Genomic DNA, 16,792 nt, shown 5'->3' with positions numbered 1-16,792 from the left:
ATTAGAGGAGTGGAAGAGATGCAAAGAAAGAAATGGATAGGTATATGGATGACACTACTGGCAGCGATGGTTCTAGTTACCGCGTGCGGAGGCGGGAATACGGGTGCTGGTGCTAACACATCCGCAGATGAGAAGATTGAGTACGAGGCGACAAAAAGTCAAACACTGACATTTGGCGTTGGTACTGATATCGAAAGTTTTGATCCTCATAACAATAACAATACGGCCAGTGAAGCGGTTATCGTGAATGTGTTCGACTATTTACTAAAAAACGACAGCGAGCAAAACAAGGTTCCCGGTTTGGCCACATCTTGGGAGCAGGTGAATGAGACGACTTGGCAATTCAAGCTGAGGGAAGGTGTTACCTTCCATAACGGTGATCCTTTTACTGCGGAAGACGTGAAGTTTACGATTGAGCGGGTAGCTAAGGATGGAGCGCTGAAACAGAACTCATATTTTAAAAATATCGTAGAAGTGAACATCGTGGATGAGCATACCGTGGATATTGTGACTAGCGAACCTGATCCGCTATTGTTGAATCGGCTGTCTAAAATGGGAGCGGGAATTCTACCGTCCAAATATATCCAGGACAAGGGTGTCGAAGCATTTTTGAAAGAGCCGGTGGGTACAGGCCCTTATAAATTCAGTAAATGGATTAAGGATGATCGCGTGGAGCTGGTGAAGAACGAGAATTATTATGAAGGTCAGCCGAAATGGGATCAGGTTGTATTCCGCGTAATTCCGGAAGCGTCGACGCGCGTGTCGGAGCTGCTCGCCGGAGGCATTGATGTGGCATCCGGTATTCCGTCCACCGATATCGATCGTATTCAAAACGCAGACAGCAAGAAAATTGTCAAAGCCCCCACACAGCGGGTGCTGCAATTGATTCTGCGTCATACCGAAGGTATTGTCACTTCTGATCCTAAGGTCAGAGAAGCGATTGATTTAGCAATCGACAAGCAAGGAATTGTAGACAGCATTGCGGGTGGAGCAGGAGTCGTTACGCGTACGTCAGTAACTCCAGGCAACTTTGGAGCCGATCCATCGCTTTACAAGCAATCGCTATACGATCAAGAGAGAGCTAAAGAATTGCTGAAAGAAGCTGGTTATGCCGACGCAGGCCCGGAATTGACGATTTCCGTGTCATCCCAGTACAAGGAGCAGTCGGAAGTCGTGGCGGCCATGCTGGAGCAGGTTGGCTTTAAAGTAAATCTGGATGTGCTTGAACCGAGCGCGTTCAGTGAACGCTACAGCTCCAAATCGTTTAAAGAAATTTTCATGATCGGCATTGGCAACTCGCTGTTCGACGCATCGAATAACTACAACCGTTACTTGTTCGAGGAAGCCAAGGATGAGACTGATTACGATAATCCAGAGGTCGAGCAACTGCTGCAGTCGGCTCTGGTGAATATGGATCCGGCATCTCGAGAGTTAGAGTATCAGCAGGTTCAGCAAATCTTCGCTGAAGATCGCCCTGCGGTGTATTTGTACCAAATGGAAGGGGTGTTTGGCGTAGATCAACGTGTTAACTTCCAGCCGCGCAGTGATGAATTGTTCTATGCGGAGGAAATTACACCGGCAGCGCAGTAACCTGTTGCAGAAACTAGATTAAATCAATAACGGAGGACGGCGGGGACGGTGGTTTCGTTCCGGCCGTGCTTTGTTAAATCGGGCTGAACTGCTTGAGAGTTGAGGAGGCAGGGCCCGCGAATGGCTACGAAAGGTGAATGCTGCTATGGGAAAATACATCATCAAATCGCTGTTGCAGGTCATTCCTGTCCTCTTGATCGTTTCCATCATCGTCTTCGTTCTGGTCAGGGTGACGGGGGATCCGGTTGCTCTTATGCTGCCGGAGACGGCGACCGCGGAAGATCGGGCGGTGCTTGCCGAGGCATTGGGACTGAATCAGCCGCTATATGTGCAGTATTTGAAATTTTTGGGCAGTGCACTGCAGGGTGACTTCGGCAAGTCGTTCCGTTATGGCGAGTCTGCGCTGCCGCTAGTGCTGGAGCGGCTGCCGGCGAGTTTTGAGTTGGCCGCCGCGGCTATGCTGTTTGCTGTATTGATGGCTGTGCCGCTGGGGGTAGCCTCTGCGGTCAAGCGCAATACGTTCGTCGATCTGCTTATATCCGGCATTTCGGTCATCGGCAAGGCGATGCCTAACTTCTGGATGGGAATTATGTTGATTTTACTATTCTCGGTCATATGGGGCGTCCTGCCCGTGTCGGGGCGAGGTGGTCTGTCCCACCTTATTTTGCCGGCGTTTACACTGGGTGTGGGGCTTGCGGCGCAAATGACGCGATTAATCCGTTCAAGCATGTTGGATATTCTCAATCAGGACTATATCCGCACCGCCCGCAGTAAAGGAATTCGCGAGATATGGGTGATCGGCAAGCACGCGTTTCGCAATGGGATGATTCCAGTCGTGACAATAATGAGCTTACAGTTCACCAGTCTGATCGGTGGCACATTGATTACGGAGACGGTATTTGCCTGGCCAGGACTTGGACAACTGCTTGTTGTCGCGGTCAATACGCACGATATGGCTATTGTACAGGCGGCGGTCTTTGTCATTGCCTTTATTGTAGTCATAACAAATATTTTAACGGATGTGGCTTACCGTCTGCTGGATCCACGCATTAAATACGACTAGGAAAGGGAGAAGCGATATGGCTGTGATGAATGACATGCCGTCCTTGACGCCCGCGCCGCAGGATCAGGCGCAGGATCAAAGACAAAGAGCGGCGGGGGTGGGCATGCTGACTAAAAGCCTGCTGAGAAGCAAGACGGGAGCACTTGGCGCCGTGCTGGTGATCATCGTATGCTTGCTGGCGCTGCTGGCTCCCCTCCTCACTGAGCATGATCCGAATGCAGTGAACCCGCTCAACCGGCTCAAGCCTCCGGTATGGATGGAAGGGGGTACCTCGGAGCATTGGCTGGGTACGGATAATTTGGGCCGGGACATGTGGAGCAGAATCGTATACGGTTCGAGAGTATCCCTTCTTGTCGGGGTAGGTGCCGTGTTGGTATCGGGGATGATCGGCGCAGTTCTTGGCCTTATTTCGGGTTATTACGGTAAATGGGTGGATGCTGTCATTATGCGCATTGCCGATGCTTTTATGGCCATCCCCACGATTTTATTCATGCTCGTTGTACTCGCCGTTGTGGGCCCCGGGATGACGACGCTGATTTTTGTCATTGGCGTTACCAATTGGGTGTCCTATACCCGGGTCGTCCGCGGAGAAGTACTGAGTATTAAGGCGAGGGATTTCGTGAAGGCGGCCAGAGCGGTAGGGGCTAGCCATGGACGAATTATCGTGAGGCATATTCTGCCGAATATTCTATCCTCGTTCATTGTTATTTCGGGGATGAATGTAGCAACAACGATTATTATGGAGGCTTCGCTCAGCTTTCTGGGGCTGGGCATTAAGCCTCCGGATATATCCTGGGGTGGAATGCTGAGTGATGGAAGACAGTATGTCGCTACAAGCTGGTGGGTAGCTACATTTCCGGGATTGGCCATTACGGTGACGGTGCTGGGCGTTATTTTCCTTGGCGATTGGCTTCGGGACGTACTTGATCCACACATGAAAATGAAGGGCTAGAAGGAGGGGATCATCTATGACTGTGAAATTGCTCGAGGTTGAGCATCTGAAAACCTCCTTCAAGACAGAAGAGGGGATCATTCCCTCTGTGCGTGGGGTCAGCTTTACGGTAAACCGAGGCGAAACCTTTGCAATTGTAGGAGAATCGGGATCAGGCAAGAGTGTTACATCGCTTTCGATCATGGGGCTAGTTCGCGCTCCGGGCAAGGTAGAGGGAGAAATCCATTTTGAAGGGAAAAATTTGCTGGAGCTGTCCAAGAAAGAAATGCGCAGGCTTCGCGGCAATGAGATTTCAATGATATTTCAAGAACCGATGAGCTCGCTTAATCCTGTATTTAAGATCGGCAATCAAATTCGCGAGGTCATCGTGCAACATCGGAAGGTCAGCAAGGCAGAGGCTCACAGGTTGGGCATTGAAATGCTGGAGCGGGTAGGGATTCCGGATGCAGCTAAGGTGGCGGGAAATTATCCCCACCAGCTCTCGGGAGGAATGCGCCAGCGGGTTATGATTGCAATGGCGTTGGCCTGCCGGCCTAAGCTGCTTATTGCCGATGAGCCGACGACTGCGCTGGACGTGACGATTCAGGCACAAATATTGAAGCTAATCGCCGAACTGAGCGAGCAGGAAAATACGGGCATTATTCTTATCACGCATGATTTAGGCGTCGTGGCGGAAATGGCCGATCGGGTCGCTGTAATGTACGCGGGTGAAGTGGTGGAGGAGGCTAGCGTGTTCGATTTGTTCGAAAAACCTGGTCACCCATATACGCTTGGTCTGCTTGGCTCCCTGCCGACATTGACCGAGCAGCGGGACAGGCTGGACTCGATCCCGGGTACTGTGCCCAACATGCTGAATATGCCGGAAGGCTGTCCGTTCCATCCCCGCTGTCCTTACGCGGAGGAGCAGTGCAAGACGGAACGGCCGGAGCTGCGTGTAAAGGAAGCCGACCATAGGGTGAGATGTCTGCGGATGGAGGAGATTTCACATTGAAAAAGACAAGCACAGAGCCGCTTCTTGACGTGAAAGGATTAAAGAAGCATTACCCGCAAAAGAAAGGCTGGTTGCCGGGTAAAGGTGGGGTAGTCAGAGCCGTTGACGGCGTGAGTTTTAAGGTTCTGCCGGGGGAAACGCTAGGGATCGTCGGGGAGTCCGGCTGCGGTAAATCAACAACAGGCCAAATGATCACAAAGCTGCTGGAGCCTACAGAGGGCGAGATCGTTTTTCAGGGAAGGAATTTGGCTGAACTGTCCAATCAGGAGCTTCGCAAAGTACGTCGGGATTTGCAATTCGTGTTCCAAGATCCCTATTCATCGTTAAATCCACGGATGAAGGTGTTCGATATTATCGCGGAGCCGCTCCAGGTACATGGACTAGCCAAGGGTGAAGCGCTGCGCAATGAGGTTTACCGCTTGCTGCAGACCGTTGGGCTTGGCCCGCATCTGGTGGATCGGCATCCGCATGAGTTCAGCGGTGGACAGCGGCAGCGGATCGGTATAGCCCGCGCTCTGGCGATGAAGCCTAAGCTGGTTGTCTGCGACGAGCCTGTATCGGCTTTGGATGTGTCTATCCAAGCGCAAATTCTTAATTTGCTCAAGGATTTGCAGGAGCAGTTCGAGCTTACCTATATTTTTATCGCGCATGGCCTGCCTTCGGTTAAGCATATCAGCGATCGGATCGCAGTCATGTATTTGGGGAAAATTGTAGAGCTCGCCCCGCGGGAGGATTTATTCAACCGCTCTTTGCATCCGTATACGGAAGCGCTGCTGGAGGCAGTGCCCGTGCCTGACCCCAGACTGCGCAAGGAACGTATTCTGCTTTCGGGGGAAATGCCGAGTCCGGCGAATCCGCCGTCAGGCTGTGCGTTTCATCCACGCTGCCCTTATGCTGTGGAACGCTGCCGTATAGAAGCACCATTGCTGCAAGAGTATAATGAAGGCCATTTTGCAGCCTGTCATTTCCCGACGGTGCATTCAAAGGATAAGGAGGGAGCAAGATGAATAAACGTCCAATTCAGCCGGAAGATTTGTATGGCTATCAATTTATCAGCCAGCCGTCTATCAGCCCTTCTGGGACGGTGGCTTATGTCAATCAATCGGTGGATCGTGAGAACAATAAATACATTACGCATATTCGGGCCGCAGCCATGGATGGGAGCGGAGATCAGCGACTGACGGACGGGGAGCAGGATTCTGCCCCGCAATGGTCACCGGATGGTTCGCGGCTTGCCTTTCTGCGGGTAGCCAGGGGAGTTAAGCAGCTTCACAGCGCTATGTTTGAACAGGCAGCGGGAAGCTTGCATCCGGTGGTACAGCATACGGAAGTGAAGCATGGCGTGGATGCCTTTGTCTGGTCACCCGATGGGCGCTATATTGCTTTTACGAGCCGAGTAAGTCTGGATGCAGCAAGGGAAGAGGCTGACACGGAAAAGACAAAGGAACAGGCGAACCGCAAGGGCTATGCTTTTGATCGGACGACGCCCAAGGCCGAAGGGCGCGGCTGGTGGGACGGGTTATACACCCATTTGTTTGTGTTAGAGCTGGATAGCGGTAATATTGCATCGCTCGTATCAGGCACATGGGACATTTCCTCGCCTGTCTGGTCGCCGGACAGTGAGGCTGTATCATTTGTATCCAAACAGCCCTACAGTGAGTCTGCCTCGGCAGACTTGGATTTATTGCATTATTCGGATGTTTATACTGTTCGTCGCAGCGGGGGCTCACCGGTTAAAATTACCGATTCCAGCTTGTTGATCAGCCAGATGGCTTATTCGGCAGATGGCGGGCAGTTGGCGCTGCTGGCAAGCGACCGCGTCTACGGAAGCGGCAGCCATCAGCGCCTGTATGTCGTATCCACTGAAGGCGGCAAGCCGGTACGGCTAGCTCCGGAGTTGGATATGCAGCTTGGAAACGCCGCGCTCAGCGATATGAAGGCGGCCGCCCCCTCGGCGATTCCATCGTTTAACTGGGAGTATTCGCCGTTTGGCCTGTTCGTGCTCGGTACGCAAGCGGGCTGTGTTCATGTCTATGGCTTCCATGCCGACGGAAGTTACCGGGCGGTGACGCATGGGCAGGAGAAGGATGTCTATCAATATACCTTAGCCCCGGACGGAAGCTACCTCGTTGTCGCCGCTTTGACGAGCGAGCGGCCAGGCGAGCTGTATCGGGTGGATATCGAAACCGGGAAGGAGCAGCAATTGACTCGGCGCAATGAGGAATATATGAACTCTCTTCAGGTTCGTGCGCCGGAGCGGTTTTACTTCGAATCGACGGACGGCATGGAGATTCATGGCTGGCTACTGCTGCCTCCAGGGCATGTATTTGAAAAAAAGATACCGCTCATACTGCAAATTCATGGGGGACCCCATGCGATGTATACCGGAACATTCAGCCATGAAATGCAGACACTGGCCGCACAGGGAAATGCGGTCATGTGGGTTAACCCGCGGGGCAGTATGGGGTATGGGCAGTATTTTGCCAAGGCGTGCAGGGGGGACTTCGCTGGAGGAGATTATCGCGATCTAATGGAAGCGGTCGATGAGCTGCTGTCGCGGTATGATTTTCTAGATGAATCCAGGCTTGGAGTTACCGGAGGAAGCTACGGTGGTGCTATGACCAACTGGATCGTCGCTCATACTCATCGTTTTCGGGCTGCCGTTACCCAGCGAAGCATCTCCAACTGGTTGTCTCTATATGGGACGAGCGATATTGGAATATCCTATGTCGAAGGTGTGATCGGCGGCAACCCAGCGGAGCATGCCGAGTTGTTGTGGTCGAGATCGCCGCTGGCTCACGCGCACCGGATTGAGACGCCGTTGCTGATTTTGCACGGTGAAAATGATTACCGTACTCCTATAACCCAAGCAGAGGAGCTATATACAACGTTAAAGCGATACGGGAAAAAGACTCGGCTTATTCGCTTTCCCGGCTCTAACCATTCGTTGCTGAAAAGCGGCAAGCCCTCGTTACGAGTCGACAGCTACAATCAAGTGATCTGGTGGTTTAATCAATATTTGCATGAAAAGGAATGATTGGTATGGGTCAAGTATTGTTATCTATTCCTGTAGCTTTTCTCGTAGAGAATGCTTTATCTAGCGGGGAGTCCAAAGAATTCATCATTGATTGCTTGCGCCAAGGGAATTATGCTCCGTTGTTGGAGAAGTCAAAGGATCCGGACATGGATTTTGCGGATCGATTAAAGACAGCAGAAGAGATGGGCGATGATTGGGAAGAGGCAATCCGCAACGATTATGTTTTTAAGTTCCTGCATATTAATGGGTTAAAAAGACTGCTGCGCTTTCGGTTCGGGAAGGAAGTCGATCATGACTACATCCAGGAAAATCTGACCTTACGCCAGTTATCCATAGAGCCGGACAAGATCGAGACGCTGCGTCTACTCGTGAGCAGACAGTGGAACGTCATCGAAGAGAATGACATTACAGGGGAGAAAACCGGGCAGCGGACAACTGTCCGGCTTGAATTGAAGTATCAATAATCTTATCAATAATCTTTGTAGTTACAATCCTATATTGCCGTAAAATATTGGACGATTCCTCCATATATCGCTTCGGCGATTTTCTGTTGGCCGCGTTTGCTGTTAAGCATGGCGCGGTCTTCGGCGTTGCTAATAAAGCCTGTCTCGACGATGACTGCAGGACTATCCACGTAATTTAGCAAATAAAACGGTTTGCCGATTTGTGGTAAAGATGAGGTGCCATAAAGATTGTTTAGAGAGTTCTGAATCGAAGCAGCGAGGAATGCGCTGCGGCCTTCGGTTTGATGAAGGATAATCGGACCGCGCTTGGATTTGTTCTTGCCCCAGTTCACATGCAGGCTGACGACGATTTCCGAAGGGAGTTCTTTACTGAGCTGTTTGCGCTGTGCTAGATCCCGGATATGTCTGGAACGGCTGCGCAGCCAGCGGTTATCATCGCTTAGCGCGTAATCTCCAGTTCTGTTCAGGATTGTCTCGTATCCGTGACTACGAAGAATAACGTAAAGACGCCGCCCGATTTCCAAGTTTATATTTTTTTCCAGAATGTCTCCATAAGAAGTTCCACCGTCGATTCCGCCATGCCCTGCATCGATAAGAATAACCGGTTGAGGGAAGGCATGCCTAAAGGAGCTGTCATCAGCATATGCATTAGGGCCGTGGCCGTACATGCTGCCAAAGACGAATATTAGCATAAACAAGGGAACATATTTACGTCTCATGAACTCACCTCCAGGGTTAGATGTCTACTATAGATTGAGTCAGATTTTGAAAATTCATGCATTGCTTAAAAAGATGCTCTTGCACTTTTTTAGACAGATCAAAAACGCTTACCCTTATTAGATAGATAGTAAATGCATGATCATGACGGTTCAGCGGTTTAGAGGATAGGCAATCGGTGTAAACTAACGATATGTAATTCAAGTGATGATGCAATATTGTTAGAAGGAGGGATATGACATGGCCAAGGGAGACGAACTGGTCAAGTACATTACCGAACGAGTCGTCGACTATATGGAGACGCCGAAGGATGTTCGCCGCAGCCGAGGCAGAGAGAAGGAGCCGTGGAGCCGCAGATGGTTCGGTATGATCCCGTTTAGCTTAGGGATGATGTGGGGGCAGGTAGCGAAAAAACCGTCACTTAACGGAAAAGGAAAGGGCACGGCCGACCGCAAGTGAGTTTAGAGAGAGCCTGAAACTTTAGCGCATAACGCTAAGCTCCAGGCTCTGTTTGTGTTTTAAGGCGTTGTGCTGCTGTAGAACTGTCCAGCCTTCGCAATCTCGTCAAAAGCGATGAACCGGGGAGACTTGGCTGATCCGGTCAGGATGTAAAGGCATTCTGCACGGGTGTCATCCACTTGTGTCCAGGACTGGTAGCCATAGACGGGTAAAGGTAGGGTATAATTGCGACCCTCTCCTCGCGCCGCGAAGATCAGGGATTTATGCTGACGCAGCTCTTTGGCAAATGATGATGGAGTGAGCTTAAGCTTATCGTTTGTCAGCCACAAAAGATTATCGTTTGGATCAAAGCTCTCCGCTGTAATAGTAGGTGGGTCAGGGGCGGCTTGAGGTTGTCCACTAGTAATGATAAGGGCTGACAGCTTGATCGGTACAGATCGCATTTTCTGCCATATGGATTCGTTATCCGGCAAAGGATCCGCGTTGCGGGCATCGCGATACTGCAGGGCCAGTGCATCATTGGCAGCGTGCATCCCAATGGACTTGTCAGCACGGTTAATAATGCGCCATTCGGCGAGTAGCGGCCCGGCATAGAGCTGCTGGATTTCCAGAGATTGAAGCGCAAGGCGGTCGGACGCGCTATGCTCAGCGGCCAGTGCCCGCTTGAGTGCGGCGGTGTCGAACAACGGCTCGGAACCGGCGCCATATTCGATTAAGGCGTAGCCTCCCGAAGGATGAGCGCCGATAATGAGGTATCCTACAGGTGTATTATTCTGATATAGCGTAACGAGCCAGGCGTGCAGTCCAGGGCCAAGCGGCTGGAACTCATGGTCCGCCCCTTTCCAGTTTGTAAATGGCTTGTCACCGGATAGCTTGTGGATCAGCTGATTGGCAAACTGAATCGCATCTTTCGGAGCAGGTGCATGCGTTGCCGTGGCCAGCAGATCGACTGAGGCCCCATGGTCAGACTGGATATGGGCCTGTCCCACCGTTAGATGCGGTAAAGGTGCGATGAGGAAGATGAGGCTTAGCATCAGGGAAAGACTTATTTTAAATGAAATGCGAAGCATGCGCAGATCGATCACCAGCTTTCGTAATTTTTGGAACTTAAGTTTGTTTCAATTTTAAAAGACGACTGCAGAGAAGGCTGTCTCAACCTGTCGCGACGGGTTGTCTGTCAGCGATTCTATTTTTGCCTTCTTTTAGCGAGAAGGGTCAATTATTCGTCATCTTCGGGAGCGCAAATGAAAGATGCCGCAGTTTATTGCAGATACGACAATCCTCGGCTCGTACTGCCAGCGTATTTCCCCACGGCGCGATTCGTACTGTTCCTGCACGATTTTTTTCTTCTCATCATCGGGATCGCGAAGGAGGTCGTTATAGTAAGCGTCGATCAGCAGCAACTCATCCTCAAGACGCTCGCTCGCCTCTTCGGCCCAGGTAGAGTCATAAGCCTCGACTTCTGTGCGGATGAACTTCTCTAAAGCGTCCCGCCCTTCCGCCAAGGTTAATCTGGTTGGCTCGATATGCACATTTTCCGGTAGCCGGGGGACCAACGAAAGCGGTCTAAGCCGAGAGGTAAATGAGGTATCGATCTGTCCCGTCAGCAGGGAAATGCCTAGGGATCGGAGTTCTTCTCTTTTCATATCGCAGCAGAACTCGATTTTGAAATTGACGCCTAGCCACGGCTCATATGCTGCGGGCAATAGGGTCATTCGCTGTCTCTCACCGGCCTCTTCAAACAGATATACGCAGCGCCCGCCTCGAAGCGCCGCATTAAAAATTTGTTGGAGGCGCGGACTTCCGAAGGAAAGATCCTCCCGCTGAATCCGTCCTGGGCCCAGTATTGGTAGTGGCCGAATAGCTCCAAAATGCCGTCCGAGTATTTCATCCTCCTGCGGCTTAGGTGCATGCTGCTCGGCAGCGGCCAGTTCTGCATCATGACGCTCCGCGTTAAAGACGAATTTAAAGGACATCGTCTCCGGCTGGGCTCCCGTGCGCTCGATAAAGCCCCAGTAATAAGGGCGATTCGTTAAATCCTTGTCCGCTTGAGGAGACAGCTTGACTGTAACGTGATGAGGCGATTTCTCGATAATTTGGCACTCCGTAATATTTAGGTAGCTCAAAACATACTGCTGGATTTGTTCCATTGTCATAGTCATAGGTTATCCCCCCATTAATTCAGTCAGATTGCTGTCAGATGTTTCTTTTGGAGGGGCTTTGCCGAGCTCATCTTTAATTTTGTGCAGGGAACGGCCAAGCGAATCGACGCGGCAGGCGATTTCATCATCGCTCTGGGATTCTAGCAATATTTTGTAAATGCTTTTCTCAAGGGAATTCTCTTTCTCAAAACGTTCCAAAATAACATCAAGGCCGCCGATAACCATTTCAAACATATTGATTTTTTCGTGCAATAAATTCAAAATATGCTCCTCGATCGTACCTTTCGTGGATAAATTATATATTTTCACATCGTTCTTCTGTCCAAGTCGGTGCACTCTGCCTATACGCTGCTCCACTCTCATTGGGTTCCAAGGCAGGTCAAAGTTGATCATTTGGTGACAGAATTGCAGATTTATTCCCTCGCCACCCGCTTCGGTTGCGATCATCACTTGAGCGCGACCCCGGAACAAATCCATCATCCAATCTTTTTTGCCCCGATTCATGCCGCCCCGATATGGCACGGCCGACATGTTGCGATCGCGAAAATATTTCAGCAAATATTCCTGGGTAGCCCGGTATTCGGTGAAGACAATCACCTTATCATCCATTTCCTGGATGAGCTCCATCGCTTTCTCGGCTTTGCTGTTGGCCTGAATCGTCTTGATAATGCCGACCAGATCCCAGATGCGATCGCGAAGCGGGGAATCCGGGGCGAGCTTCTTGGATAAATTGACAAGTGTTACGAACACGGCGTCCCGGCTGCTGCAAACTTCTCGTTGCAGGGTAACCAGGGACAGCATGCTGCTTAAGTCGCCGCCAGTTGCTTGATATTGGTCTTTGACAAAGGAAGTAACCCCGTCGTACAAATTTTTTTCTTCGGGCGACAGCTCGACATGGATGTTGCGGACGATGCGTTTGGTGAATTCTAGCTCGCCATCGCTGCGACGATTACGGATCATCACTTTGGATAGCTCTGCTTTTAGCTTCTCTTCATTTTTAGGTATGCGCTTATCGACGACGAAGTTGGCTGCAAAGTCGTTTTGCCCGCCAAGCTGACCCGGTTTGAGCAGGTTAATTAGATTAAACAGCTCGCTCAGGTTATTCTGAACGGGCGTCGCGGTGAGCAGCAGACAGTATTTTTTGCGAAGCTGGATCATGAACTGGTAGTTGGTTGTTTTTTTATTCTTCAGCTTATGCGCTTCATCGACGATAACCATGTCGTACTCGCTGCCGAGCAAAATTTCCTTATGGGGATCCCGTTTGGCCGTATCAATAGAGGCAACGACGATGTCATTATCCCAGGAATGCAGCTTTTTTTGGGCCACGGCGGGGATCGCGAACTTCTGATTGAGCTCACGCACCCATTGGAGGACGAGGGAGGCTGGGACGAGAATAAGCGCTTTGCGAACAAGTCCGCGAATAATGTATTCTTTGAGAATTAGTCCGGCTTCAATGGTTTTGCCAAGTCCTACTTCATCCGCGAGGATAGCCCGTCCCCGCATTTCGAACAGCACTTTGCGCGCGGTATCGGTCTGGTGAGGAAGCGGCTCTACTCCATGCAAGTGCGAGAGGCATAATATTTCTTCGAAGCTCGATACGAGCGAGGCGCTTTCCGCTTCCATAGCTAGATTAAACAATTTCCAATCGTCCCAAGGTCCGCCTTTGTCCAGACGGCTGTTTAAATCCTCGAACCAGGTGTGATCGAATTCGATGAGGGGCACAGCCTGCGTAGGAGAATGGGCGAAATTCGGAAGGTTCGGATTCATGAATGTAAGCCTCCCTTATCTGTCATCTTCTAAATTCATTTAGATGTAGTATGGACGATGAAGTAGAAAATCATAACTTTACAAATGCTGAGTAGTTATACATGTCGAAATACATCGTATTTTGTCCTGTTGTGATGGAGGTAAGATGGGATAATTCCTGGCTGAAATCGGGGATATAAGAGGCAGTTTAATGCAAGCGAAGCATGATATGCAGGGAAGGAGGGAATTCTAAAGCAAGTATTTCAAGATCGGAAGCAGCAGAAGCTTGTAAAATTTTTCAGTCGTTTTCAAAGGAAATAATGAAAAATAGAGGGATTCGAAGAAAACAGGAGGACTTAGGGGTTAAATCTCATTATTCTGCCTTAATTTTCAGAGTAGCCAAGCTGTAATGTCGAGATCTTGTATAGTATAATGATACTCGCCCACTACATATAGTGATTTATACATAAAAGATCGTTTATGTGATGTGGATGAAGGTTATAAATTAAATAGGAAAAAGGTTAGAGAAATAACAGAATTCGGCGGTAATTGTGCGGGAGGACACCCGCGCAGCTACCGACATTTTTTTGTGCCTATTTAGGAAGGATGCGACTTTTTGATTCGACAAAAGTTGACAATCCGTGTGAATGATGTGCTAAATGTGCGCAAAATATTATTTAGAGGAGGGTGTTTTCTTTGAAAACAGGGCAGAAGCAACGTCTGGAGGGGCTTAGTGAAAAAATCTTTTTGGATCGGTACGCCTGGAAAAATCCTGATCCCAGCGATGCGAAGGTTGGCGATGTTGTCCTTGTACTGACCAAGGATGATCCAAAGTTTCCGACGAAAGAAGTAGGTGAGGTTGTAGCGCGTGACGGCCAAATGGTTACCGTTAAGACTCGCACCGGCGAACTCGTACAATCGGATGTTGAGAAGCTGACGCTAAATATTGAGAAAACACCGGAGGAAATGTGGGATCGCCTCGCTTCCGCGATGGCCTCGGTGGAAGCTACACCGGAGCTGCAGCAGGAATGGGAGGAGAAGTTCCGTTACGTATTGGAGGATTGGAAATTGGTGCCGGGCGGACGTATTGCTGCAGGTGCTGGAGCCAGTGATGAGTTGACATTGTTTAACTGCTACGTCATTCCTTCGCCAAAAGACAGCCGCGGAGGCATAATGGAGACACTGTCCGAAATGACTGAAATTATGGCTCGCGGAGGTGGAGTTGGGATTAATCTAAGCTCCTTGCGTCCGCGTCGTGCAGTCGTCAAAGGCGTTAACGGTTCATCAAGCGGTGCTGTATCCTGGGGTGGCCTGTTCAGTTATACGACAGGATTGATTGAGCAAGGGGGCAGCCGTCGCGGTGCGCTCATGCTGATGATTAATGACTGGCACCCGGATGTGCTTGATTTCATTACGGTCAAGCAAACGATGGGTCAAGTGACCAACGCGAATTTATCGGTTTGTGTCAGCAATGGCTTTATGAAGGCTGTGAAGGAAGATTTGGACTGGGAGCTCGTTTTCCCGGATACAACCTATGACGATTACAATGAGGTATGGGACGGCGACTTGGAGAAATGGAAGGCAGCTGGACGTAGAGTCAACCACTTCCGTACGGTGAAGGCGCGGGAAATTTGGCATACGATCATTGAGTCGGCATGGAAGTCGGCCGAGCCAGGCGTCGTATTTATGGAATACTACAACCAGATGTCGAACAGCTGGTATTTCAATCCGATTATTTGCACGAATCCTTGCGGTGAGCAGGGTCTGCCAGGCTGGGGAGTTTGTAACCTGTCGGCAATGAACCTGTCCAAGTTCTATGATGAAGATAAACATGATGTCGCTTGGGATGATCTGGCGTTGACTACGCGCTATTCTGTGCGCTTCCTGGACAATGTCATCAACACGACACCGTATCATTTTGAAGAGAACGAGAAGAACCAGAAGAACGAGCGCCGCATTGGCCTCGGCACGATGGGTCTTGCCGAACTGATGATCAAGCTGAACATCCGTTACGGCAGTCCGGAATCACTGGAATTCCTTGATAAATTATATGGCTTTATCGCTAAAGAAGCTTATCTTGCTTCTGCTGATATCGCTGCAGAGAAGGGCGCATTCCCGGCTTTCGAAGCGGACAAGTATTTGCAGAGCGGATTTATGAAGGTCATGACCGAAGTCTATCCAGAGGTTGGAGAGGCTGTTCGCGAGAAGGGAATACGCAACGTAACGATCATTACCCAGGCTCCTACGGGAAGTACAGGAACGATGGTTGGCACATCCACGGGCATCGAGCCTTACTTTGCCTTCAAATATTACCGTCAGAGTCGGCTTGGCTTCGACGAGCAGTTCGTACCGATCGCTCAGGATTGGATGGATGCACATCCGGGTGAGAAGCTGCCGGATTACTTTGTAACAGCGATGGATCTGTCGGCCGAGGATCATATCCGTGTGCAAGCGGTGATTCAGCGCTGGGTAGACAGCTCGATTTCCAAGACGGCGAACTGTCCGGCTGATTTCACTGTAGAAGAGACGAAGCGCTTGTATGAGCTTGCCTTCGATCTGGGCTGTAAAGGCGTAACGATTTACCGTGATGGCAGTCGAGACATTCAGGTTCTGCAAACGGAAAAGAAGGAAGATAAGGCTGAGGCAGTAGATGCTAATTCAGGAGATACTGAAGCTTCCGAGGGCGATTCTGTAAACAGCGTCTTGGCGGACGGTGCAGACGGTACAGTATCAAGTACGGAGCAGTCCGCGTTAAACGTGCTGGATCAATCACTCTCTGCCGGAGTAGATCCAAGTGAGAAAACGGTGTTTGATAAGCAGTACAAGAAGCGTCCACAGGTTCTTCACGGCGCAACGTATAAAATAAACACACCATTCGGTATGGCGTATATTACAATCAATGATCTTAACGGGATTCCTAGCGAGATCTTCCTAAATGTCGGTAAAGCAGGGTCGGATGTCTTCGCGATGGCTGAAGCTCTCGGCCGCGTATGCTCCTTGTTCTTGCGCTACGGCGACCATGGACAGAAGGTAGAGCTGTTGATCAAGCATCTGAAAGGCATTGGCGGCTCCGGCGCCATTGGCTTCGGCCCGAATCGCGTCGAGTCGATTGCGGATGCCGTGGCCAAAGCACTTGAAATCCATGTGGAGCATGGCCCATTCGATGATCATGACCCGGCTCCAGTTGCTGCAACACTGGCGCATCACGAGGAGATCGGGCAAGCAGGCATTGGCTATGCGGGTAGTGCTGTCAGCGACCAGCATGCCAGCAACGGTCATCAGCTCAGCGCGCCAGCGACCTCGCGCGACCTGTGTCCATCCTGCGGCTCGGCCTCACTGCTGAACGTGGAAGGCTGTAAAACCTGCGCCAACTGCGGGTATAGCAAGTGTTCTTAAAACCGGATAACTTCGAAACGAGCGAATCATCATATCATAAATTAGAATAGTTTAACTGTTCGAAAATTGATAAATATTCACAAAAAATGACCAGACAACAGGGATTTGTTGCTTCTGGTCATTTTTGTTGGGGGATGGTTATTTTGTTATTGAACTTCTACCTTTGAGATTGATGACAAATAAATCTACACAATGATTATAGTCAACGCGTAGTG

At 50.3% G+C, this 16,792-nt stretch carries 13 protein-coding genes; 9 read left to right on the top strand and 4 right to left on the bottom strand.

The window, feature by feature from the left end; all coding sequences use genetic code 11:
- The first annotated feature begins 18 nt into the window (after positions 1 to 18).
- The 7 genes from EIM92_RS18765 to EIM92_RS18735 all read left to right on the top strand — a co-directional run bounded on the left by EIM92_RS18765 (position 19) and on the right by EIM92_RS18735 (position 8,097).
- The gene (locus EIM92_RS18765) at positions 19 to 1,590 is read left to right on the top strand and encodes an ABC transporter substrate-binding protein (RefSeq protein ID WP_125084123.1); all 1,572 of its coding nucleotides are present in this window, start codon (positions 19 to 21) and stop codon (positions 1,588 to 1,590) included.
- A 145-nt stretch (positions 1,591 to 1,735) separates the two neighbouring features.
- Complete coding sequence (locus EIM92_RS18760; protein WP_125084122.1) at positions 1,736 to 2,653, top strand: ABC transporter permease; 918 nt, start codon at positions 1,736 to 1,738, stop codon at positions 2,651 to 2,653.
- A gap of 16 nt (positions 2,654 to 2,669) precedes the next feature.
- Entirely contained in the window at positions 2,670 to 3,605 is a 936-nt protein-coding gene (locus EIM92_RS18755; RefSeq protein ID WP_125084121.1) for an ABC transporter permease, read from the top strand.
- A gap of 16 nt (positions 3,606 to 3,621) precedes the next feature.
- Complete coding sequence (locus tag EIM92_RS18750) at positions 3,622 to 4,596, top strand: ABC transporter ATP-binding protein (RefSeq protein WP_125084120.1); 975 nt, start codon at positions 3,622 to 3,624, stop codon at positions 4,594 to 4,596.
- A complete protein-coding gene (locus tag EIM92_RS18745) occupies positions 4,593 to 5,603 on the top strand; it encodes an ABC transporter ATP-binding protein (RefSeq protein WP_125084119.1) in 1,011 nt (336 codons plus the stop codon). Before EIM92_RS18750 ends, EIM92_RS18745 begins: the two co-directional genes overlap by 4 nt.
- Entirely contained in the window at positions 5,600 to 7,633 is a 2,034-nt protein-coding gene (locus tag EIM92_RS18740; RefSeq protein WP_125084118.1) for a S9 family peptidase, read from the top strand. The genes EIM92_RS18745 and EIM92_RS18740 overlap by 4 nt, the downstream gene beginning before the upstream one ends.
- 5 nt (positions 7,634 to 7,638) lie before the next feature.
- Positions 7,639 to 8,097: a hypothetical protein gene (locus tag EIM92_RS18735; RefSeq protein ID WP_125084117.1), complete on the top strand. Its 459-nt coding sequence runs from the start codon at positions 7,639 to 7,641 to the stop codon at positions 8,095 to 8,097.
- Between the two features lie 29 nt (positions 8,098 to 8,126).
- Here EIM92_RS18735 and EIM92_RS18730 read toward each other — a convergent pair whose 3' ends face one another.
- Positions 8,127 to 8,816, bottom strand: coding sequence for an N-acetylmuramoyl-L-alanine amidase family protein (locus tag EIM92_RS18730; RefSeq protein ID WP_125084116.1), 690 nt, complete (start codon positions 8,814 to 8,816; stop codon positions 8,127 to 8,129).
- 238 nt (positions 8,817 to 9,054) lie between these two features.
- Here EIM92_RS18730 and EIM92_RS18725 point away from each other — a divergent pair, with 238 nt between their 5' ends.
- The gene (locus EIM92_RS18725; RefSeq protein WP_125084115.1) at positions 9,055 to 9,273 is read left to right on the top strand and encodes a YqzE family protein; all 219 of its coding nucleotides are present in this window, start codon (positions 9,055 to 9,057) and stop codon (positions 9,271 to 9,273) included.
- 59 nt (positions 9,274 to 9,332) lie between these two features.
- On the opposite strand, the gene EIM92_RS18720 is transcribed toward EIM92_RS18725, so the two are convergent.
- From EIM92_RS18720 to EIM92_RS18710, 3 genes are all read right to left on the bottom strand, one after another.
- Positions 9,333 to 10,343 carry a hypothetical protein gene (locus EIM92_RS18720; RefSeq protein WP_164515156.1) on the bottom strand — a complete coding sequence of 337 codons (1,011 nt, stop codon included), beginning with the start codon at positions 10,341 to 10,343 and terminating at the stop codon, positions 9,333 to 9,335.
- A gap of 156 nt (positions 10,344 to 10,499) precedes the next feature.
- Positions 10,500 to 11,435, bottom strand: coding sequence for a YqhG family protein (locus tag EIM92_RS18715; protein ID WP_125084113.1), 936 nt, complete (start codon positions 11,433 to 11,435; stop codon positions 10,500 to 10,502).
- Positions 11,436 to 11,438: 3 nt separating this feature from the next.
- Positions 11,439 to 13,202, bottom strand: a complete 1,764-nt coding sequence (locus tag EIM92_RS18710) for a DEAD/DEAH box helicase (protein ID WP_125084112.1) — start codon at positions 13,200 to 13,202, stop codon at positions 11,439 to 11,441.
- 675 nt (positions 13,203 to 13,877) lie between these two features.
- Here EIM92_RS18710 and EIM92_RS18705 point away from each other — a divergent pair.
- Positions 13,878 to 16,577: an adenosylcobalamin-dependent ribonucleoside-diphosphate reductase gene (locus tag EIM92_RS18705; RefSeq protein WP_125084111.1), complete on the top strand. Its 2,700-nt coding sequence runs from the start codon at positions 13,878 to 13,880 to the stop codon at positions 16,575 to 16,577.
- Positions 16,578 to 16,792: the final 215 nt, after the last annotated feature.

This window comes from Paenibacillus lentus, from assembly GCF_003931855.1.
Taxonomy (GTDB): Bacteria; Bacillota; Bacilli; order Paenibacillales; family Paenibacillaceae; genus Fontibacillus; species Fontibacillus lentus.
Note: the sequence above shows the minus strand (reverse complement) of the source record. Positions and strands in the feature narration are given on the sequence as shown.